A 19,690-nucleotide genomic window follows, 5' to 3' on the forward strand; every position below is an offset into this window, starting at 1 on the left:
ACATAAAATGAAGCTCGATTACCTGCAAGCATTAAAACGTGTAGATGAAGCCCGCGGCGCTTGGGTATTGCATGGACAAGAACCGTTATTGGAGCAGAATCTGGTCGATGCTTTCCGCGCCAGCTGGCAAAAGCAGGATATCGAGCGCCAGCGTTTTGACATCAGCAGTGTCAGCGAGTGGAAAACTGTATTTAACGCCTTAAACAGCTTATCGCTGTTTTCCAGCCAGCTGGCGATCGAAGTGCATGGCAACATCAAGCCGGATGCCAATGGATTAAAAGAGCTGAAAAACTATCTGCAGCACAATGAGCAGAATCTATTGCTGATTGTGATGCCCAAGCAGGACGCCAGCAGTCTAAAAACCGCCTTTTTTCAGGTGCTGGACGCCAATGGCGTGAATGTCGCCTTAACTGCGAACTATCCCAAAGACCGCCAGCAGATTTTGGCCGTCGAAGCGCAAAAGCTGGGCATTAAACTCGCCAATGACGCATGGCAATGGCTGGAACAGCATCATGAGCACAACCTCTTAGCTGCTAAAAACAGCTTGATGCGGGTCAGCGATACCTTTGCAGAAGTGGATGTCATCCAAATTGATCACCTGTATTCTTGCCTGCAGGATCAGTCGCGCTACACGACCTATGATATGAATGACGCCTTGCTGCAAGGCGATTTGGCGCAATCTGTTAAAATCTTCCAATACCTCATTGCCTCTGGCGAGCCTATGTCACTGATTCTTTGGAGCATCAGTAAAGAAATGCGCCTGCTGATGCAGCTGTTCGAACAGCCGCAAAATGCATTGCAATTAGGGATCTGGAAAAATAAAATTGGATTGTATCAGCAAGCCTTGCGCCGCTTAGACGCAAACAGCTTTTTGCTGTGGCCAGCCCTGCTGCTTCGAATAGATGCCGCCATTAAAGGCTTAGGCGATGAAAATCCAGAGCATTTGGTGATGCAGGCCATTGCCGGTCTATGCGGCAAGTCCCTTTTCCAAGCTTAAAGACACCCTTATTTGCATCTAAGCCCCTCTTAATAAAAATAATTATCATTTATTTTTGTATAAAAACTTCACGATTTATCCGCATTTAGAATTTATAATCAACAAATCCTATTCTTGATGCGCGACGATAATGCCAAAAATAAAACCAACGAAGATTCTCATTGCAGTAGTCTGCACGCTGGCGATTGCGCTGACTGCTTGGTATTTTTTTAAACCGAAGCAAGAACAGCCGCAATATATTACTGCTGAAGTTTCCCGCGGTGATTTAGAAAACTCTGTATTAGCCACAGGCGTGCTGGAAGCAACGAAAATGGTCAGCGTCGGCGCGCAGGTATCCGGTCAGGTCAAAAGAATGTATGTGCAGCTGGGTGACCAAGTTAAGCAAGGTCAGCTGATTGCGCAAATTGATTCTGTCCGTCAGGAAAATGATCTCAAAACAGCAGAAGCCAGCATTAAAAACCAGCAGGCGCAGCTGGCCGTAAAAAATGCAAACTTAGCCAAAGTTGAAGCCGAATATAACCGTCAAAAAGCCATGTATGCGCAAGATGCGACTTCACGCGCTGAATTGGAATCGGCATTGGCCAGCTTTAAAACTGCGCAGGCCGATATTGACGCCATCAATGCGCAGATTGAACAATCCCGCTTGACCTTAGCGACAGCAAAAGAAGATTTAGGCTACACCCAAATTGTTGCGCCGATGGATGGCACAATCGTCGCGATTGTGACTGAAGAAGGTCAAACAGTAAACGCCAACCAAAGCGCGCCGACCATTGTCAAATTGGCTAAATTGAACACCATGACCATCAAAGCAGAAATTTCTGAAGCGGATGTCATGAAAGTTGAGCAAGGCCAGCGCGTGTATTTCACAACGCTGGGCGACAGCGAAACCAAACACTATGCCAAGCTGCGTCAAGTTGAGCCTGCGCCTTCATCAATCAACAATGAAACCAGCAGCAACTCAACATCATCAACCAGCTCTGCGGTGTACTACAACGCTTTATTTGATGTACCCAATGAAGACGGCAAACTGCGTATCGACATGACTGCTCAGGTTTACATCATTTTAGATGAAGCTCAAAATGCGCTGACGATTCCAGCAGCTGCCATTCAAACCTCCAACCGCCCAGAACGCAAAAATAAAACGGGCGCAAACGGCGGCGAAGCTGCAGCAAGCCAAGCGGCAAGCAATGATCCAGCGAAAGCCAACCGTCCAAAACGCTTAGAATTGTCGGATGCAGAAAAATCATTAATCCAGCAAGGCAAGGCATCTATGGCAATGGTTCGTGTGGTTCAAGCGGACGGCACTGCAAAACCGCAGCCAGTGCTGATTGGTTTAAATAACCGCGTGACAGCACAAGTGTTAAAAGGCCTGAAACAAGGCGAAAAAGTAGTGATTGCTGACGGTTCTGACACCAGCAATGATTCCGCTAAACGCAGCAACCGCGGCGGCGCCGGCCCAATGAGAATGTAATCATGAGTCAACATCAGCAGCCTCTGCTCGAGGTCAAAGATCTGACACGTGAATTCCCTGCAGGCGAAAGCACGGTTCAGATTTTAAAAGGGGTGAATCTTTCGATTTATCCTGGAGAATTAGTCGCCATTGTCGGTCAGTCCGGTTCAGGCAAATCGACCTTAATGAATATTCTCGGCTGTCTGGATCAGCCGTCCAGCGGCAGCTATAAAGTCAAAGGCCGTGAAACCCGAGAATTAGAAGCCGATGAACTGGCGCAGCTGCGCCGTGAATATTTTGGCTTTATTTTCCAGCGCTATCATTTGCTGGGCGATTTAAATGCTGCCGGCAACGTCGAAGTTCCAGCGATCTATGCAGGCATAGATTCTTCGGAACGTCAGCAGCGCGCAAAGCAATTGCTTAGTGACCTAGGACTGGCAGAGAAAACCCAAAACCGTCCCAGCCAGCTTTCTGGCGGCCAGCAGCAGCGGGTCTCCATTGCCCGCGCGCTGATGAACGGCGGCGATGTGATTTTAGCCGATGAACCGACAGGCGCATTGGATAAAAACAGCGGTATTGAAGTGATGCGCATTTTGCGTGAACTGAATGCAAAAGGCCATACCATTATTTTGGTGACGCACGATCATAATGTTGCTAAAAATGCGACGCGGATTATTGAAATCAGCGACGGCAACATTATTTCTGACCGAGCGAATGTACCTGAAACCGACGGCGAAGTTCTGCCAAAGCAGGAACTGGAACCTGCTATTCAAAAACACACGCCTGCTTGGCGCTCTGCTGTTGACCGTTTAAGCGAAGCCTTCCGCATGGCGCTGCTGGCTATGAATGCGCACCGCATGCGCACCTTCCTGACCATGCTGGGCATTATCATTGGTATTGCTTCGGTTGTATCTGTGGTCGCGCTGGGCAATGGCTCTCAAAAGCAGATTTTAGAAAATATCAGCAGTCTCGGCACCAATACCATTACGGTTTATCAAGGACGCGGTTTTGGCGACAACTCCAAAACCGCGCAATATAAAACCTTGGTGCCTGCAGACAGTCTCGCCCTCTCCGAGCAGCCTTATGTCGATGGCGTCAGTCCGACGGTCAGCAGCAATGTTACTGCCCGTTTTAAAGATACCGAAGCTTCTGCAACGGTCAATGGCGTCGGTCAAGATTATTTCTACGTCAAAGGTATGAGTTTTGCCTCTGGCCAGCCCTTTGATCAGGAAAGTGTCACTGAGCAATCGCAGGACGTCGTCATTGATGACAACACCAAAAAAACCTTTTTCAGTGATGGCACCAACCCCGTTGGGCAAGTGATTTTATTGGGCAGTGTGCCAAGCCGTATTATTGGTGTCGTTGAAGCGCAAACTGGCATGATGGGCGGCAATGACAGCCTCAATGTTTACCTGCCGTATTCTACAGTGATGAGCCGCATGCTGGGCCAATCCAACGTGCGCAGCATTATTGTGCGGGTGAAAGATGAATACCCAAGCGCAGCGGCGGAAAATGCGATTTTGAATCTGCTGGTGCAGCGCCACGGCGCGCAGGATGTCTTTACCCAAAACTCTGACAGCATCCGCGAAACCATTCAGCAAACCACACAAACCATGACCTTGCTGGTCTCTGCGATTGCCGTGATTTCCTTAATTGTAGGCGGCATTGGTGTAATGAATATTATGCTGGTGTCTGTGACCGAACGGACGCAGGAAATTGGGGTACGCATGGCGGTCGGCGCGCGTCAAAGCGATATCTTGCAGCAGTTCCTGATTGAAGCCGTATTGGTGTGTATTTTGGGCGGCATTTTAGGTGTGTTGCTGTCTTTAGGCATTGGACAGCTGATCAGCCATTTTGCTGGCGGCACATTCCAAATGGCCTATTCAACGACCTCGATTATCGCAGCTTTTGTCTGCTCCAGCATGATCGGCATCGTCTTCGGCTTCATTCCTGCACGCAATGCTGCGCAGCTGAATCCTGTTGATGCCCTGTCTCGAGAATAAGGAAATAAACATGCAAATGAATTTAACCAAACTTGCAGGCGCCTTGCTTCTCAGCAGCAGCTTGGTGGGCTGTGCCGCTATGGTTCGCACGCCATATGAGCAGCCTGCAGTAAATATGCCCAGCGGCTTCCAAAACAGTAAAGCCGCGAATCAAAAAATTCATGCCGATGCTTATGCAGATCAATGGTGGACGCTGTTTAATGATGCTCAGCTCAATCAGCTGATCAATCAAGTTTTAGATGCCAATGCTGACCTCGCCGTTGCGGGGATCAACTTGCGTCAAGCGCGCCTGCAGGCAGGCCTGGCGCAAGACAAGCAAGGCCCGCGCGTCAGCTCAAGCGCATCCACCGGGCATAATTTTGACTTAAACTCTGGCGATGATTCATCTAAAGGGGTGTCGTTGAGTGCCGGCGTGAGCTATGAACTGGATTTATTCGGCAAGCTGTCCAGCCAGACTGAAGCCGCCAAATGGGAAGCCTTGGCTACTGAGCAGGATTTGCAAGCGACTGCTCAAAGCTTGATTGCCACAGCAGCCAATTTATATTGGCAGCTGGGCTATTTGAATGAACGCTACAGTGTGGCGCAGCAAAATTTGGCCAGCACGCAAAAAACCTATGACTTGGTGAAAGTGCAGTATAAAGCAGGCGCGGTTTCCGGTTTAGATCTGACTTCTGCAGAGCAGTCCGTGCAAAGCCAAAAAGCGGCTTTGAGCCAAATTGAGCAGCAAAAAGTCGAAACACGTACAGCTCTAGCGGTATTGCTGCACAAACCCGTTCAACAGCTGAATATTGCAGAGCCGCAGCATCTGCCACGCATCGCCATGCCGAATATTGCCGCCGGCCTGCCAGCGGATTTACTGTCACGCCGTCCAGATTTACAAGCCAGCGAACTGCGCCTGCGCAAAACGCTGGCCAATAAAGATGCCACCAAGGCCAGCTATTACCCATCGATTAGCCTGACCGGTTCTTTAGGCTCTTCCAGCACATCATTAACGCAATTATTGCAAAATCCAGCCTTGGCGCTGGGCGCAAGCTTAAGCCTGCCGTTTTTGCAATATAACGATATGAAAAAAGATTTGGCGATCAGTGATCTGGATTATGAAAAAGCCATCATTCAATACCGTCAAACGCTGTATCAAGCTTTTGCTGATGTTGAAAATGCATTGTCGAACCGTACCGAATTAGACCGTCAGGTTGTGCTGGAAGAGCGCAATGTGCAATTGGCAGAAAAGACTGAAAGCTTAACTGAGGTACGCTACCGTAACGGCGCGATTGCATTGAAAAACTTGATTGATGCGCAAAAGACCACACGTGATGCGCGCCTGTCTTTGGTGCAAACCAAGCAAAGCCAATACAATGCCTATGTCACATTGATGCAAGCTTTAGGCGGCAGCCCGATTAAACAGCTGCCTTAACACTCTTTTAAAATAAAAAACCGAAGCTGAAGCTTCGGTTTTTTATTTAGTCCAAATCTGACTTGCTCATCACAGTACAGAGCGCTGATCCAGATAATCATCTATATCATTTAAACGTTCAATACTCAGCTCATGCCCCATAAGGTTGCCCTTTTCCAGCCAGCTGCGGGCGCTTTGCAAATTACGCTCTATGCCTAAACCATGCGTATATAAATGCGCCAAATTAGCATAAGCATCTGGGTTCAATTTATTTGCCGCCTGCTGATAAAAATTCAGCGCCCGCTGCAGATCTTTTTTCACCCATTTGCCTTGCGCATATAAGTCACCCCATTTGTTTAAAGCGCCTGCATGCCCTTGCTGCGCAGAGGCTTGTAAACTCTCCAGTCCTTTTTCATCATCGGCCTGCAGCAGTTTTAGCGCGCTCAGGTACTGCGCCTCTGCATGACCTGTACTGGCCGCCTGCTGTAAATACACCTGCGCCTGAGCATCATCACGTACATCAGCAAAAATATGGCCGGCATAAACTTGCCAGAGATAAAACTGTGCGCCTGCATGGCCTTGACTTGACGCCATCGTCAAATAAGATAACGCGCGGTCATGATTTGGCAGCGGGTAAAGCGGCTGACTGTAAAATAGACCTATCGCATACAGCACATCAGCTTCTGTACTGAGCTCGAGATCCCAAGCCGCTTTTGCCGCCTGCTGCATCAGCTGAAGCGCTTTTTCCGCATCCTTTTGCGCGCCGCGGCCTGTGTAATAGCACAGCCCCATACCAAATTGACTATTGGCATGCGCTTCAATGTTGTGTGCAACTTGATACAGTTCAAAGGCTTTTTGCGGCTCATCTGCAACCAAATACGCCTCAAAATACAAAGCAGCGATCTGACGCAGTGCAAAAGCATTGCCATCGTTGGCTGCTTCTGACCAAAAACGGAAGCCTAAAGTTTCCTGATGATCGATATACCAGCCATGAAAATGCGCTGTGCCTAAAATGGCTTTGGCTTGCGGATTTTTCTGTACTTTGGCTTGATCTAATAGATCCAGATACACCCGCTGGCGCTGATCTGCATCAAAATCACCTTTCAATACAGCCAGCTGATAATCCATTAATCCCTGCGTATTGCCCAGCACCAAACTGCGTTTTTTAAACTGCAAAGCTTTTATCAAATCTTGGGCTAAGTATTTGCCCTGCTGATAATACTGAGCCAAATCTAAATTGGCCTGCAGATGATCCTGCTGCGCGGCGCGAAATAAATACGCCATGCCTAAACTGCAATCTTGCTGAGCTGATGCATTCAAATAATAATGCGCCAATTGATACTGCGAATCGGCATGGCCCGCTTCAGCATTATTGATTAACAGCTTTAGCTTATGCAGATCCGTATTTTGCTGATCGTCCGGCTGTAAGTCTGCAATACGGTACTGCGCGTCTAAATTGCCGCGGGCAACCGCATGTCTGTACCAATACAGCGCTTTTTCTACATCCTGCTGCTGTTCAAAGATCTGCCCCAGCTGATAAGCAGCCTCATCTCCGCCCAACTTAAAAGACTTTTCCAGCAGACTGATGCCGCTTTGCAGATCTTGTGCACGACCCAGCCCCTTGATATGCATGAGGCCCATTTGCATATAGGCCTGCGGCAGCTCATGCTGTTTAGCCACATCGCTATATAGCTGATAAGCACGCGCATAATCCGGATTTTGCGCATCTGCACTGATACGCGCAGCATATCTCATCTGCGCATCCATCTGCTCCAGCCACAAATCACTTTGGCCTGCATTGGCCTGATCACGCTGCACAGGGTCTGGGCGCTTCCACATCCAAAATGCCAGCGCACCCATCCCCAAAATTAAGACGAAGAAAAACCACATAGCCGCCCCATACGGTTAATTTTTTATTTTAAATCCTGACTTTATTCTAAATGCAGCCATCAAAAAAAGCACCGTACTTGGTGCCTTAGTTTGTTTCAAAATGCGCGCCAATTCAAAGTTTTGGGCGCTTTGCATCAAGTTTTTTCAATACTTCTGAAACTGCCACCATCGCAAAGCTGGATGTCACCACCACTGCCGAACCATAACCGCCGCAGCGCAGGCCAGCACTTGGACAAACATCGGCGCTGGAAAATGGATTATCAATAGAATACACGCAAGTTATGCCGAATTTTTCTTTTGGTTTTTTGCAGATGCCTTTGCTGCGTAACTGAGTACGCAATTTTGCCAGCATTGGATCTTGTTCCGTTTTAGACAAATCCGCTACACGGATTTTTAAAGGGTCAAGTTTACCACCCGCGCCGCCAGACACAATCAGCGAAATTTTATTAAAACGGCAATGTAGCATGAGCGCCAATTTGGCTTTCACATCGTCTATGCAGTCTAAAATCAGATCAGGCGTTTGAGCTAAAAGTTCTTTGATATTGTCTGGCGTCAAATAATCGTCAATTAAATTAACTTTAATTTTAGGATTAATCGAACGGCAGCGCTCGGCCATCACTTCAATTTTTTCCATGCCCAGTGTCGATGTCATAGCCGGCAGCTGGCGGTTAATATTCGACGCCGCAACCACATCCATATCAACCAGAGTCAGCTCGCCAATCCCTGTACGCGCCAAGGCTTCTACAGCCCAAGAGCCTACACCGCCAATACCAATCACCATGACATGGCTTTGCTCATAATGATTAAAGCTGTCCTCTCCATAAATTTTGGCAACACCCGCAAAACGGCGTTCATATTCATCATCTTGGAGTAAATCAGTCATGCTGCAGCTAAATCTTCAATTGGACAGCCCGCATTTTAGCAAATTCAGCACTGAAATGTATCTGCAGAAATGAAAAGCTGCGGGCCTAAAAAAAGAGGCGCTCGGCCTCTTTTTTGAATTCAAATGATTAGTCTTTATTCATGATGAAGAAATATTCACGGTAATATTTTAATTCCGCAATTGAATCACGGATATCATCCATCGCCAAGTGCGATGCATTTTTCTTTAAGCCGCTCATGATTTCCGGACGCCAGCGTTTCGCCAATTCTTTGACTGATGAAACGTCCAAATTGCGGTAATGGAAATACTGCTCCATTTCAGGCATCAAACGGTGCAGAAAACGGCGGTCTTGGCAAATTGAGTTGCCGCACATTGGCGAAGATTTTGGATTCACCCATTTTTTAAGGAATTCCAAAGTCTGCTGTTCTGCATCCTGCGCAGTCAGTTTGCTGCGGCGCACGCGTTCAATTAAGCCAGACTGGCCATGCTGGCGGGTATTCCACTCATCCATCGCATTCAGTACGCGGTCAGATTGATGAACCGCTAAAACCGGGCCTTCCGCCAGAATATTTAAGTTATCGTCCGTTACAATTGTTGCAACTTCAATAATTTGATCGTTATCAGTGTCTAGACCTGTCATTTCAAGGTCAATCCAAATCAGGCGGGTGTCCGGTGTGCTGCTCATAAATGTGCAATCTTATTAGGCTATAAAAGGGCTATAGTAGCAAATTAATTGGGCCTGCGCTGTAATTAGCCCCCGCTTCATGCTATTTTTGCCTTCTAGATTTCACGGTTTTTTAGGATCTGAATGGCTTTAATCCGTAAGCGCCGCCTGACTGAACAGCAGCAGCGACGCATTCAAAAACAGCACCAATCCCGTCAGGAAGAAATGGATACATCCAATGATCTTGAAGGTTTGGTCGTGCAGCACTATGGGCGCCAGCTTGAAGTGCAAGCCCTTTCTGTTCCAGATGTGCATCCTGAAAAACCGGCGGTGGCTGAAGGTGAACCCGAGCCCGCTTGGAAAGAAATTGAACTGGGCAGTGTCTGGCGCTGCCATACCCGCACCAATTTAGAAGCGCTGGTCACAGGTGACCGCGTGAAATGGCAGGCCGACCCCAATACTGGCTTAGGCATTATTACAGCAATTCATCCGCGCAAATCGCTGCTGACCCGCCCAGACCGCTATCATAAAGTCAAACCTGTGGCTGCCAATGTCAGCTTGATTGTGATTGTGTTTGCATCTTTTCCAGAAGTTGCCCCTAGCCTGATTGACCGCTATTTGGTGGCCTGTGCAGATGCCAATATTCCTGCACTTTTAGTGCTGAACAAAATGGATTTGGTCAAAGAAAATGATCCGATTTTAACAATTGTTCAAGAATATAAAAATCTGGGCTATGAAGTGATGCAAACCCAGTCTACAGGTGATCTCTCTGTTTTAGCTGCGCGCCTTGCAGGTGAAACCGTGGCCTTTGTCGGCCAATCGGGTGTCGGCAAAAGCTCATTGATCAACACGATTGTTCCAGAAGCTGCGCAAAAGACCAATGTCATTTCCGAAAACTCTGCGCTGGGACAGCACACCACCACCTCTACCCGCCTCATTGGTTTTGGTGAAAATGCCGCTTTGATTGATTCCCCAGGGATTCGTGAATTTGGCTTATGGCATTTGACCACAGAAAGCGTGCAGAACGGTTTTATTGAAATTGCCAACCTGCAAGGCTACTGCCAATTCCGCAACTGTACTCATAAACATGAAAAACAGTGCGCCTTGCGTGAGGCAGCTGCGAAAGGTGAAATTTTGCCGCGCCGCCTAGAAAGCTACCTTCGCTTAATTGATGAAATTGCCGAAGCGCAGCAAAAAAATTAGTTTTTATTCTGTAAGGCCCTTGAAGCGGTGATTTTGATCACCATATTTATATGAGCTATACTCTTGGCAGTTTTGAATTGTGATTAGGTGAATTGTGGAACGTTGGTTCGAGTTTATGGGGAATCACCCCTTCTTATTTGGCACACTCGCTGTTTTAGTGGTGCTGTTCTTTGTACTTGAAGGTCAGCGCAATGGCCGCAAAATTTCACCGCAGTCTTTAGGGATTCTGGTTAAAGCAAAAAATGCCATGCTGATTGATTTGCGTGACAGCAAAGACTTCCGTGAAGGCCATATCAGCGGCAGCCGCAACATTCCTTACAGCCAAATTACAAAGCATCTTGAAGAATTAAAAACTTCGGACCGCCCATTAGTATTCATTTGCAACTTAGGTCAAGTTGCAGGTTCTGCTTTGCAGCAAGTGGGCCATGCAGACGCTTACCGCTTAGATGGCGGCATCAGCAATTGGAAAGCCCAAGGCTTGCCTTTGGTTAAAGCTAAATAAAGATTCGAGGAGATTCTAAATGGCTGAAGTAACGATTTATTCAACTACTGTTTGTCCATACTGCATTCGTGCAAAACAGCTCCTTGAGCGTAAAGGCGTAGAATATAAAGAAATTAATCTATCAAATGAAGCGCCTGAAGTACGTGTAGAGCTGATGCAGCGCACCAGCCACCGCACCGTGCCGCAAATTTTTATCGGTGAACAATTCATTGGCGGTTTTGACCAGCTTTACGCATTAGAACGTGAAGGCAAATTAGACGAATTACTGGCTTAATTGCCAAACAACATCACATCTTCATATTAAGGATTACAGAATGAGTGAAGAACAAGTTCAGCCGCAATTGGCTTTAGAACGCATTTATACTAAAGATATTTCTTTTGAAGTACCTGGGGCTCAAGTATTTACCAAAGAATGGCAGCCGGAATTAAACATTAATTTGTCTTCTTCTGCCGAAAAAGTAGATCCAACTCACTTTGAAGTATCATTGAAAGTTGTGGTTCAAGCGAACAATGCCGGCGACACAGCATTCATCGTTGATGTCACTCAATCTGGCATTTTCTTGATTGATGCTGTTGAAGAAGAGCGTCTTCCTTACATTCTTGGCGCTTACTGCCCGAATATTCTGTTCCCATTCCTGCGCGAAGCAGTCAATGATATGGTTACTAAGGGCAGCTTCCCGCAATTGCTTCTTACACCAATCAACTTTGATGCAGAATTTGAAGCAAACATGCAGCGTGCTGAAGCAGCTGCAGCTGAAGGCCAAGCTTAATCGCTTAACCTGCAGACATAAAAAAGACCGCAAATGCGGTCTTTTTTATTGCCTTCGCCTCCCCTTTACAAAGGGGGAATGAGGGGGATTTTATTCAATTTAGGAATATTCCCCTCACCCTAGCCCTCTCCCAAAGGTAGAGGGAACTTAAAGAGAATTACTCAGCATCCAGCATCAGGTCTGCGCTCATGCCGACAGTGTTGAAACCTGCATCGACATACATGATTTCGCCAGTAATACCGTTTGCCCATGGTGAGCAAAGGAACAGCGCAGCATTGCCTACATCTTCAATCGTTACATTGCGTTTAAGGGGTGCAACTTTTTCATTCAAATCCAGCATTTTACGGAAAGATTTAATGCCTGAAGCCGCCAAAGTACGGATCGGGCCTGCAGAGATCGCATTTACACGAATGCCTTCAGCGCCTAAGCTCGATGCCAAATAGCGCACGCCTGCTTCTAAAGATGCTTTCGCCATACCCATTACGTTGTAGTTTGGCATTACGCGTTCTGAACCTTGATAAGTCAAAGTCAGTAAGCAGCCTTGACGTGCAACCAATAGCGGCTTCGCAGCACGCGCCATTGCAACAAAGCTGTATGCGCTGATGTCATGCGCAATATTAAAACCTTCACGGTCTGTAATATCTGTAAAGTCGCCATCTAAAGTATGTGCAGGCGCAAAACCGATTGAATGAACTACACCGTCCAAACCATCCCAATGTTTTGCCAATTCAGCAAATGCAGCGTCAATTTCAGCATCTACAGCAACATCACAAGGAAAAACTAGAGTTGAACCGAATTGTGCTGCAAAATCATCCACACGTTTTTTTAATTTTTCATTTGGATATGTAAATGCCAATTCAGCGCCTTCACGGTGCAATGCTTGTGCAATACCGAATGCAATTGATAATTTGCTCGCAATGCCGGCAATTAAAAAGCGTTTACCCGCCAATAGTCCTTGTGCCATGTGAATCTCACTCGATAAAATTTAAATGCATAATGCCAAGTCTGGAGCATTTTAGAAATTGCATAATGCGCCTATTTTGCTGCAAATCAAAAAATGCTGATCTCAAGCTGTTAAGCGCAAGGCTTCAAAAGAATTTTTCCACAGCTGGGCTGCCAGCTGCACCTCATCCGCCTTTAAACTATGCGCTAAGCCTTGCAGCACATAAGGCAAATTGACTGGCGTATTGCGGGTACGCTGTTCATGGCTGTGCTGACAGCACAGCGGTGTCATATCAGGGCAATCGGTTTCCAGCACCAAATGCTCAGCACCCAAAGCCTGCACCACAGCATGCAGTTTCTTGGCATTTGGATTGGTGATCTGACCCGTCACGCCAATTTTAAAACCCAATTTAGCAAAAGCCTTGGCTTCTTCTACCCCGCCGCTAAACGCATGCGCAATCCCGCCCAATTCAAAGCGCTGTGCTTTCAGCATTTTTAGCGTTTCCGCATGGGATTTACGGATATGCAGCAGCACTGGCTTTTGATATTGCTTCGCCAGTTCCAGCTGCGCGGCAAAAAAAAGCTGCTGTTTGGCAAAGGCCTCTGCGGCTTTATGCTGCGTTAAAAACGTATCTAAGCCAATTTCACCAATAGCAGTACAGGCTTCGGACTGCAGTATCTGCTCAAGATCCTGCAAGTGCTGTTCTTGATGCTGCTCGATATAAAAGGGATGCAAGCCTGGCGCCAATTCACTCTTCGGCGCATTCGACAAACTGTTTAAAAAGTCATGGGTTTGCAGCAAATCAGCAAAACGCTCCTGCACAAAGCCAATCAGCACCAAGCGTTCCACTCCAGCCTGCTTGGCCGCATGCGCCAACACTTCCCGATCTGGATCAAAATCAGGCACATCAAAATGGGTATGCGTATCAAACAGTGCCGGCAGCTTAGGCATTAAGACTTCGCTTGAACTTCAGATGCAGGCTTTTGTTCTGCAGCTGGGAAATATTGCGGTTTTAAAATGCCTTTTAATTGATCATAAGGAATGGTTAAACGCGGCAGGCCAACCACATATGGGCCAATCTCATATTCAGCATATTGCAGGATCAAGCCGTCTTTGCCCAAATAATAATTATTTGAAAGCTTAAACTTCCATGCCTGCTCATATTCTGAAACACTGTCTGCCAGTTTGGAATCAGTGACCCAAACTTTAAAAGCCTCATGGGCTTTTTTATCCAGCGTGCCGCGTTGTTTCGGCTCAATAATTTGATCCAGTGTGACCAGCTTCTTGGCTTGAATATCAAAATTATAATATTGCTGTGCCGACGAACCGTGCGCGCCGCCCAAATAGCTGCTGCTGTTCAATACCACTGTCGCCAAAGGCAATTCAGCATTTAAAATCTTGGGCTTAATCATCAGGCTGATTTTCTGCGCAGAGCTCAGCGCCTTCAGCTCTTGATCCAGTTTGCCAAAGGCCTGCATATACGGTGCAGTCTGTTTTTCCAGCTTAATTTTTGGGGTTTCAACTTGCGCCAGCGCTGACTGCGCTGCAGACGTTGCATCAGCTTCGCTCGACGCTGACGGCTCCTGCTGCTGAGCAGGCTCTACGGATAAAATTTGGCCCAGTTCTTTCAGAATTTCATCATCAATATATTGATCAATAAAACTCTGATTTGAGCTTAACCGCTCTATCGAGATTTCCGGGCAGCTGTTGCCATCACATTCAGGCATATTTAAATTCAGCTCTTCAGTATCACCGATCAGCTTCATGCTTTGATCGGGCTTCTCTGCCGGCTTAACTTCAGTTTTTTCTTCCGGCTTCGGCTCTGCTTTTTGCGGCTGGCAAGCGCTCAGCATAACCGCAGACGCCAATAGGCTCATGGCCCAAATATTTTGATGCTTTAACATGAATAAACTGTCTCTCTTCTATGACCCAGCGGCATCATTCATTAATGCTTCATTAGAACATATGCTGATATGCATCCGCTTTCAAGACTTGCTGTGTTTGTTGTTTTGTTAAATATATGTCCAGCTGCTTCGCATCTTTTACAATTTCATGCGGACGGTAATGCAAGCCTACGCCTTCCTGATCAAAGAACCAGTCGGACTGTCCCCAGTACAACTTTTTCGGTGCACTGGCCTGTACTGCGCTGTCCTGTTCCTTCAGCCATTTGGCGTAGGCATCCTGCACAATATTGTTCATATTCGCCTGCTGTTTAGGTTCAATGATATCCAATAAGCTGACGCCTTTTTGGCTACGGCGGTCTGCGACAAAGAAATAATGACGATCTTTTACTTTAATATTTTCCTGCGCGCTGTCTATGCCTACTTGCAGCAGCACATACTGATTGCGCTGATAAGGAATACGGGTATACAGCGCCAAAGAATAAGGCTGATTGCTTTTCAGCTCAGCTTGCCATGCATCAGACTTTTTCACATAGGCATTAATGGCCTGCTGCAGGCTCAAATTTTGCTTCTGACCAATTTGGTCCTGCACCGCCAGCGCCTGATTACGCTCAATCCAGGTATTCAGCCATGCATCGGCTGTATGTATTGTCTGTATATCCAAATCAATACAGCTTTTATTTTCACAAAATGGCTGTGCAATTTTTGCCAGCTGTTCCTGCGTATTCAGATAGGGCAATAAATCTTCGTTATCTGATGACTCTTTATCTAAGGAAAATACCGATGCCTTTTCTTCTGTTTCTGAAGGCTGTGGTTTTTTAGAATCATCACAGGCGCTCAGCAGCAGCGCAGCGCCGAGCATTGAAATAGCGACTGTGTCCTTGATGAAATTCATATCATGCATAAATGGAAAGCTGAAATTAAAATCAATCTACCATAAAACAAAACAGCTTCATGTGAAGCTGTCTTATTTTTTATCAGATTGGAGACTTAGTGCTCGCGGGTATTGCGGAACTGAATATCCGGATAGCGTTCCTGCATCAATTGCAGATTCACGCGGCTTGGCGCCAAATACGTCAAGTGGCCGCCGCCATCTACAGACAGCTGATCATGGGCTTTTTTCTTAAACTCATTGAACTTCTTGTCATCGTCGCATGACACCCAGCGCACAGTATTAATGCTCACAGGCTCATAAATACAGTCGACTTTGTATTCTTCTTTCAAACGGTATGCCACCACTTCAAACTGCAGCACACCTACCGCACCCACGATCAAATCATTGCTGTTTTGCGGCATGAAGACCTGCGTAGCGCCTTCTTCTGAAAGCTCTTTTAAGCCTTTTTGCAGCTGTTTAGATTTCAGCGGATCTTTTAGGCGCACACGGCGGAACATTTCCGGCGCAAAGTGAGGAATACCAGTAAATTGCAGTTTCTCACCCGATGTAAACGTATCGCCAATTTGAATTGTGCCGTGGTTGTGCAAACCAATAATATCGCCCGGCCATGCTTCTTCTAAATGCTGACGGTCACCGGCAAGGAATGTTAAAGCATCGCTGATGCGGATCTCTTTATCAATACGCACATGCTTCATTTTCAAACCGCGTTCATATTTGCCTGAACAGATACGCATGAAGGCAATACGGTCACGGTGTTTTGGATCCATATTGGCTTGAATTTTAAAGACGAAGCCCGTAAATCCTTCTTCTGTCGATTCAACTTTACGCACTTCAGTCGGATGCGCTTTCGGTTCAGGTGCATAGTTTGAAAATGCATCCAATACATGGTCTACACCAAAGTTGCCCAAAGCCGTACCAAACAGTACAGGAGTTTGACGGCCTGCCAAAAATTCTTCGCGGTCTAAAGGCTCATTGGCCATTTGCACCAATTCTAAAGATTCTTCAAATGCCGCCCATGCCAATTCGCCAACTTTTTCACGCAGGTCTGGGTAGTCATAGCCATCACGCACTTCAATGTCGGTAATGGTTGAACCAAAGCCTGCTTTATAAACGTAGAATTTTTCTTCAATTAAATTGAATACACCAGCAAAATCACGGCCAGTACCCAAAGGCCATGTTATTGGTACACATTTAATTTTCAGGACATTTTCAATTTCATCCAAAAGCTCTAAAGGCTCACGGATTTCACGGTCCATCTTGTTTACAAATGAAATGATTGGCGTGTCGCGCATACGGCAGACTTCCATCAATTTCACAGTACGGTCTTCGACACCTTTTGCGCCGTCAATCACCATCAACGCAGAGTCGACCGCAGTTAATGTACGGTAGGTATCTTCCGAGAAATCTTCATGCCCTGGGGTGTCGAGCAGGTTGATCATCTTGTCTTTAAAAGGGAACTGCATCACCGAGGTCGTAATGGAGATGCCGCGCTCTTTTTCCATTTCCATCCAGTCAGATGTAGCTGCACGGTCTGACTTACGGCTTTTTACCATCCCTGCAATCTGAATGGCTTGACCCCATAACAGTAGTTTTTCTGTCATGGTGGTTTTACCGGCATCGGGGTGGGAAATAATAGCGAATGTACGACGCTGAGCGACCTGCGCCGCTAATTCTTGTTTAAAACTCATGGAAAGACACCTGCTGCAGACACGCAGCGTAAAAGACCAAATCTGATCAATTTAAAAATTGGCGATATTGTAGCAGATTTATAGCGCAGAATTACCTATTGTTGATACATCCGCGCAGAGCCTTTTCAGGCGCAATTTCAAGAAAAAAGTTGGAACTAAAAAGCCATGTTTAATCATTGGAACAGCGCAATGCCCAAATGAGTTCATTCGCGCCAAAATTAACTGATGCAAAGGCATAAATACACTTTATGGCTATTGAATACCAACTGATTTTTAAGTCTATAAATACTCAGACGCTTCCAAACGTGCCACACCCACTGGTAACCCCAACAAATAACCTTGCAGCTGCTGACAGCCTAAACGTGTCAAAATCTCAGCCTGCAGCGGTGTTTCAATCCCCTCAGCCGTGACAACCAAACCAAGCTTAATAGCCAACTGAATAATACTTTCTAAAATCATTTCTTCTTTAGAATTGGTCGACAAATCGTTAATAAATTCTTTATCAATTTTCAGCTCATCAACTGGCAGATTTTTCAGGTATAAAAAGCTGGAATGCCCTGTACCAAAATCATCAATCGCAAGCTTAATGCCCATTTTTCTTAAGCGTTCCAATGTACGGATACTGCTGTCAATATGATGCATCGCTGTTGATTCTGTAATTTCAATCATAATAAAGCTTGGATCAACTTGATACTTCGCCAGTAATTCTTCCAAGGTCGAAAACAGATGCTTATGTTCAAACTGAATCGCAGACAAGTTAACGGAAATGGGCAAAAATTGCGGATGGGTTTTTTCCCAAATTTTGATCTGTCTGCACGCTTCTTCCAGCGCCCAATAGCCCATGCGGATAATCAGGCCTGTTTTTTCTGCACCACGGATAAACATATTGGGTGTCAGTAAGCCCAAATTGGGATGCTTCCAGCGGATCAGTGCTTCTACACCGCAAATCCCGCGCTCACAGGCTTTGAATTTTGGCTGATAGAACAGCGTAAACTGCTGGTCTTCCACAGCTTTGTACAAATCATTGATCAGTTTGGTTTGGCTCTTTGCCTCATTTTGATCTGAACTGAAACAGAACAGAGAAAAAGTGTTTCTTCCCTGATCTTTAGAGGTCAGCATCGCAGCATCAGCATTAATCAGTAAATCCTGCAAATTACTGCCATGCTCTGGATACATCGCAATACCAATACTGCCTGAAACATTGATTTCTTTGCCCGCAATCATAAAGCTGTCCTGAATCAGCTCTAAAATTTTTTCTGCAACAGCCGCAGCGCGCTCTGAAGTTGAAGACTCCAGCACCATCAGAAATTCATCGCCGCCAATGCGCAGCAATTTAGAATGATCATCTAAAAGGCGGTGCAAACGGTTAGACAGCTGAATCAGCAGCTGATCGCCCACATGATGCCCAAATACGTCATTGACCGCTTTAAAGCGGTCTAAATCGATATATAAAAAGGCGATCTGATCTTTCTGATAACGGTAGTCGGTAAATAAAAAGTGCGCATATTCCGCCAAGAACAGACGGTTGGGCAGTTTGGTTAAATTATCCTGTACCGCCAAATTAGCCAGTTCACGATTGGCTTTGGTCAGCTGGCGGCTGCGTTCTTCTAAACGCCGCTCCAATATTGCTACGCAAAATGCCACACCAAGAACCAAACATGTCACAAAAATGACCGTCAGCAGCTGCAGGTCAAAGCCCTTAGCCATCTCAATTTTGGCCGCAGCATCTACGGGAACAAAATTCATCGCTGCCATGCCGGTGTAGTGCATGACAACAATGGTCATGGTCAAGGTAAAGGCAACGGCGATTCGAAGTACATGCTTAAAATGCCGCGCATGCTTATTGCGAAAAGCCAGCAGGAACGTGATCCACGACCCGCCAATGGCAATAAGCACTGAGCAGCTGGTCAATACTGGCTCATAACGGACTTCATAGCCCTCAATATCCATAGCCATCATGCCTGTATAATGCATGCCTGCAATACCCAGCCCCATAAGCACTGAACCTAAAGTCAGCCGAATCAATGGCAGGGTAAAGCGTGTAGTCAGCCAGACTGCAAAGACCGAAGCGGCAAAGGCAATCAGATAGGAAACCACCGTAAAATAGGTATTAAAAGACTGATCACCCGGCATGTGGCTGGCCATCATGGCCACAAAATGCATACACCAGATTGCCGCGCCAAGCAGGGCGCCGCTTAAGATGAGGATCAGCCATTCATATTTAGGCCTGGAACCTCTGAAAAGTGTCTGTTCTAAAGAAACAGCAAAATAACATGCCAGCAATGCAACTATGGCAGAACCGAGCACAAGACTGTAGTCATAATGTATATGCGTCATAAAATAGATTCCGCACAAGCCTTTGATGTTATTTTGTTCAAATTAAATGACCAATATTTATAAGTTGCTTGCCTTAAAATAAACGAAAAATTATCGGCAAAAAAATAAAACTAATGATTCTAGAATCTTATACTCTTTAGCTTTGGTCAAGCATTTATTCTATGTTTTACA

General features: G+C 46.3%; 17 protein-coding genes. 8 read left to right on the plus strand and 9 right to left on the minus strand.

Annotated elements, in window-relative coordinates:
• Positions 1-7 precede the first annotated feature (7 nt).
• The 4 genes from holA (at position 8) to B9T34_RS09130 (ending at position 5,864) form a co-directional block, all read left to right on the plus strand.
• The gene (gene holA, locus B9T34_RS09115; protein WP_086212850.1) at positions 8-997 is read left to right on the plus strand and encodes a DNA polymerase III subunit delta; all 990 of its coding nucleotides are present in this window, start codon (positions 8-10) and stop codon (positions 995-997) included.
• A 130-nt stretch (positions 998-1,127) separates the two neighbouring features.
• Positions 1,128-2,468: a MacA family efflux pump subunit gene (locus B9T34_RS09120; RefSeq protein WP_086212851.1), complete on the plus strand. Its 1,341-nt coding sequence runs from the start codon at positions 1,128-1,130 to the stop codon at positions 2,466-2,468.
• Positions 2,469-2,470: 2 nt separating this feature from the next.
• Positions 2,471-4,450, plus strand: coding sequence for a MacB family efflux pump subunit (locus tag B9T34_RS09125; protein WP_086212852.1), 1,980 nt, complete (start codon positions 2,471-2,473; stop codon positions 4,448-4,450).
• A gap of 10 nt (positions 4,451-4,460) precedes the next feature.
• Positions 4,461-5,864 (plus strand): efflux transporter outer membrane subunit, encoded by a 1,404-nt coding sequence (locus B9T34_RS09130; protein ID WP_086212853.1) that lies wholly within the window; start codon positions 4,461-4,463, stop codon positions 5,862-5,864.
• 69 nt (positions 5,865-5,933) lie between these two features.
• Here B9T34_RS09130 and B9T34_RS09135 read toward each other — a convergent pair whose 3' ends face one another.
• The 3 genes from B9T34_RS09135 to orn all read right to left on the minus strand — a co-directional run bounded on the left by B9T34_RS09135 (position 5,934) and on the right by orn (position 9,301).
• Positions 5,934-7,733 carry a tetratricopeptide repeat protein gene (locus B9T34_RS09135; RefSeq protein WP_086212854.1) on the minus strand — a complete coding sequence of 600 codons (1,800 nt, stop codon included), beginning with the start codon at positions 7,731-7,733 and terminating at the stop codon, positions 5,934-5,936.
• 112 nt (positions 7,734-7,845) lie between these two features.
• The gene (locus B9T34_RS09140; protein ID WP_086212855.1) at positions 7,846-8,616 is read right to left on the minus strand and encodes a ThiF family adenylyltransferase; all 771 of its coding nucleotides are present in this window, start codon (positions 8,614-8,616) and stop codon (positions 7,846-7,848) included.
• Positions 8,617-8,743: 127 nt separating this feature from the next.
• On the minus strand, positions 8,744-9,301 hold the full coding sequence (orn, locus tag B9T34_RS09145; protein WP_086212856.1) for an oligoribonuclease: 558 nt from the start codon (positions 9,299-9,301) through the stop codon (positions 8,744-8,746).
• A gap of 123 nt (positions 9,302-9,424) precedes the next feature.
• Between orn and rsgA the strand changes: the two genes are divergently transcribed.
• The 4 genes from rsgA to secB all read left to right on the plus strand — a co-directional run bounded on the left by rsgA (position 9,425) and on the right by secB (position 11,755).
• Entirely contained in the window at positions 9,425-10,483 is a 1,059-nt protein-coding gene (gene rsgA / locus B9T34_RS09150) for a ribosome small subunit-dependent GTPase A (RefSeq protein WP_086212857.1), read from the plus strand.
• Positions 10,484-10,577: 94 nt separating this feature from the next.
• The gene (locus B9T34_RS09155) at positions 10,578-10,985 is read left to right on the plus strand and encodes a rhodanese-like domain-containing protein (protein ID WP_086212858.1); all 408 of its coding nucleotides are present in this window, start codon (positions 10,578-10,580) and stop codon (positions 10,983-10,985) included.
• A gap of 19 nt (positions 10,986-11,004) precedes the next feature.
• Positions 11,005-11,259, plus strand: a complete 255-nt coding sequence (grxC, locus tag B9T34_RS09160; protein ID WP_086212859.1) for a glutaredoxin 3 — start codon at positions 11,005-11,007, stop codon at positions 11,257-11,259.
• A 40-nt stretch (positions 11,260-11,299) separates the two neighbouring features.
• Complete coding sequence (secB, locus tag B9T34_RS09165; protein ID WP_086212860.1) at positions 11,300-11,755, plus strand: protein-export chaperone SecB; 456 nt, start codon at positions 11,300-11,302, stop codon at positions 11,753-11,755.
• Positions 11,756-11,912: 157 nt separating this feature from the next.
• On the opposite strand, the gene B9T34_RS09170 is transcribed toward secB, so the two are convergent.
• The 6 genes from B9T34_RS09170 to B9T34_RS09195 all read right to left on the minus strand — a co-directional run bounded on the left by B9T34_RS09170 (position 11,913) and on the right by B9T34_RS09195 (position 19,519).
• Positions 11,913-12,719 (minus strand): enoyl-ACP reductase FabI, encoded by an 807-nt coding sequence (locus B9T34_RS09170; RefSeq protein ID WP_086212861.1) that lies wholly within the window; start codon positions 12,717-12,719, stop codon positions 11,913-11,915.
• Between the two features lie 102 nt (positions 12,720-12,821).
• Positions 12,822-13,649 (minus strand): TatD family hydrolase, encoded by an 828-nt coding sequence (locus B9T34_RS09175; protein WP_086212862.1) that lies wholly within the window; start codon positions 13,647-13,649, stop codon positions 12,822-12,824.
• A complete protein-coding gene (locus B9T34_RS09180; protein ID WP_086212863.1) occupies positions 13,649-14,602 on the minus strand; it encodes an RsiV family protein in 954 nt (317 codons plus the stop codon). Before B9T34_RS09180 ends, B9T34_RS09175 begins: the two co-directional genes overlap by 1 nt.
• A gap of 52 nt (positions 14,603-14,654) precedes the next feature.
• On the minus strand, positions 14,655-15,494 hold the full coding sequence (locus tag B9T34_RS09185; RefSeq protein WP_086212998.1) for a hypothetical protein: 840 nt from the start codon (positions 15,492-15,494) through the stop codon (positions 14,655-14,657).
• Positions 15,495-15,589: 95 nt separating this feature from the next.
• Positions 15,590-17,182, minus strand: coding sequence for a peptide chain release factor 3 (locus B9T34_RS09190; protein WP_086212864.1), 1,593 nt, complete (start codon positions 17,180-17,182; stop codon positions 15,590-15,592).
• 279 nt (positions 17,183-17,461) lie between these two features.
• Positions 17,462-19,519 carry a putative bifunctional diguanylate cyclase/phosphodiesterase gene (locus tag B9T34_RS09195; protein ID WP_086212865.1) on the minus strand — a complete coding sequence of 686 codons (2,058 nt, stop codon included), beginning with the start codon at positions 19,517-19,519 and terminating at the stop codon, positions 17,462-17,464.
• Positions 19,520-19,690 lie beyond the last annotated feature (171 nt).

The sequence above is a fragment of the Acinetobacter sp. ANC 3813 genome (assembly GCF_002135435.1).
Taxonomy (GTDB): domain Bacteria; phylum Pseudomonadota; class Gammaproteobacteria; order Pseudomonadales; family Moraxellaceae; genus Acinetobacter.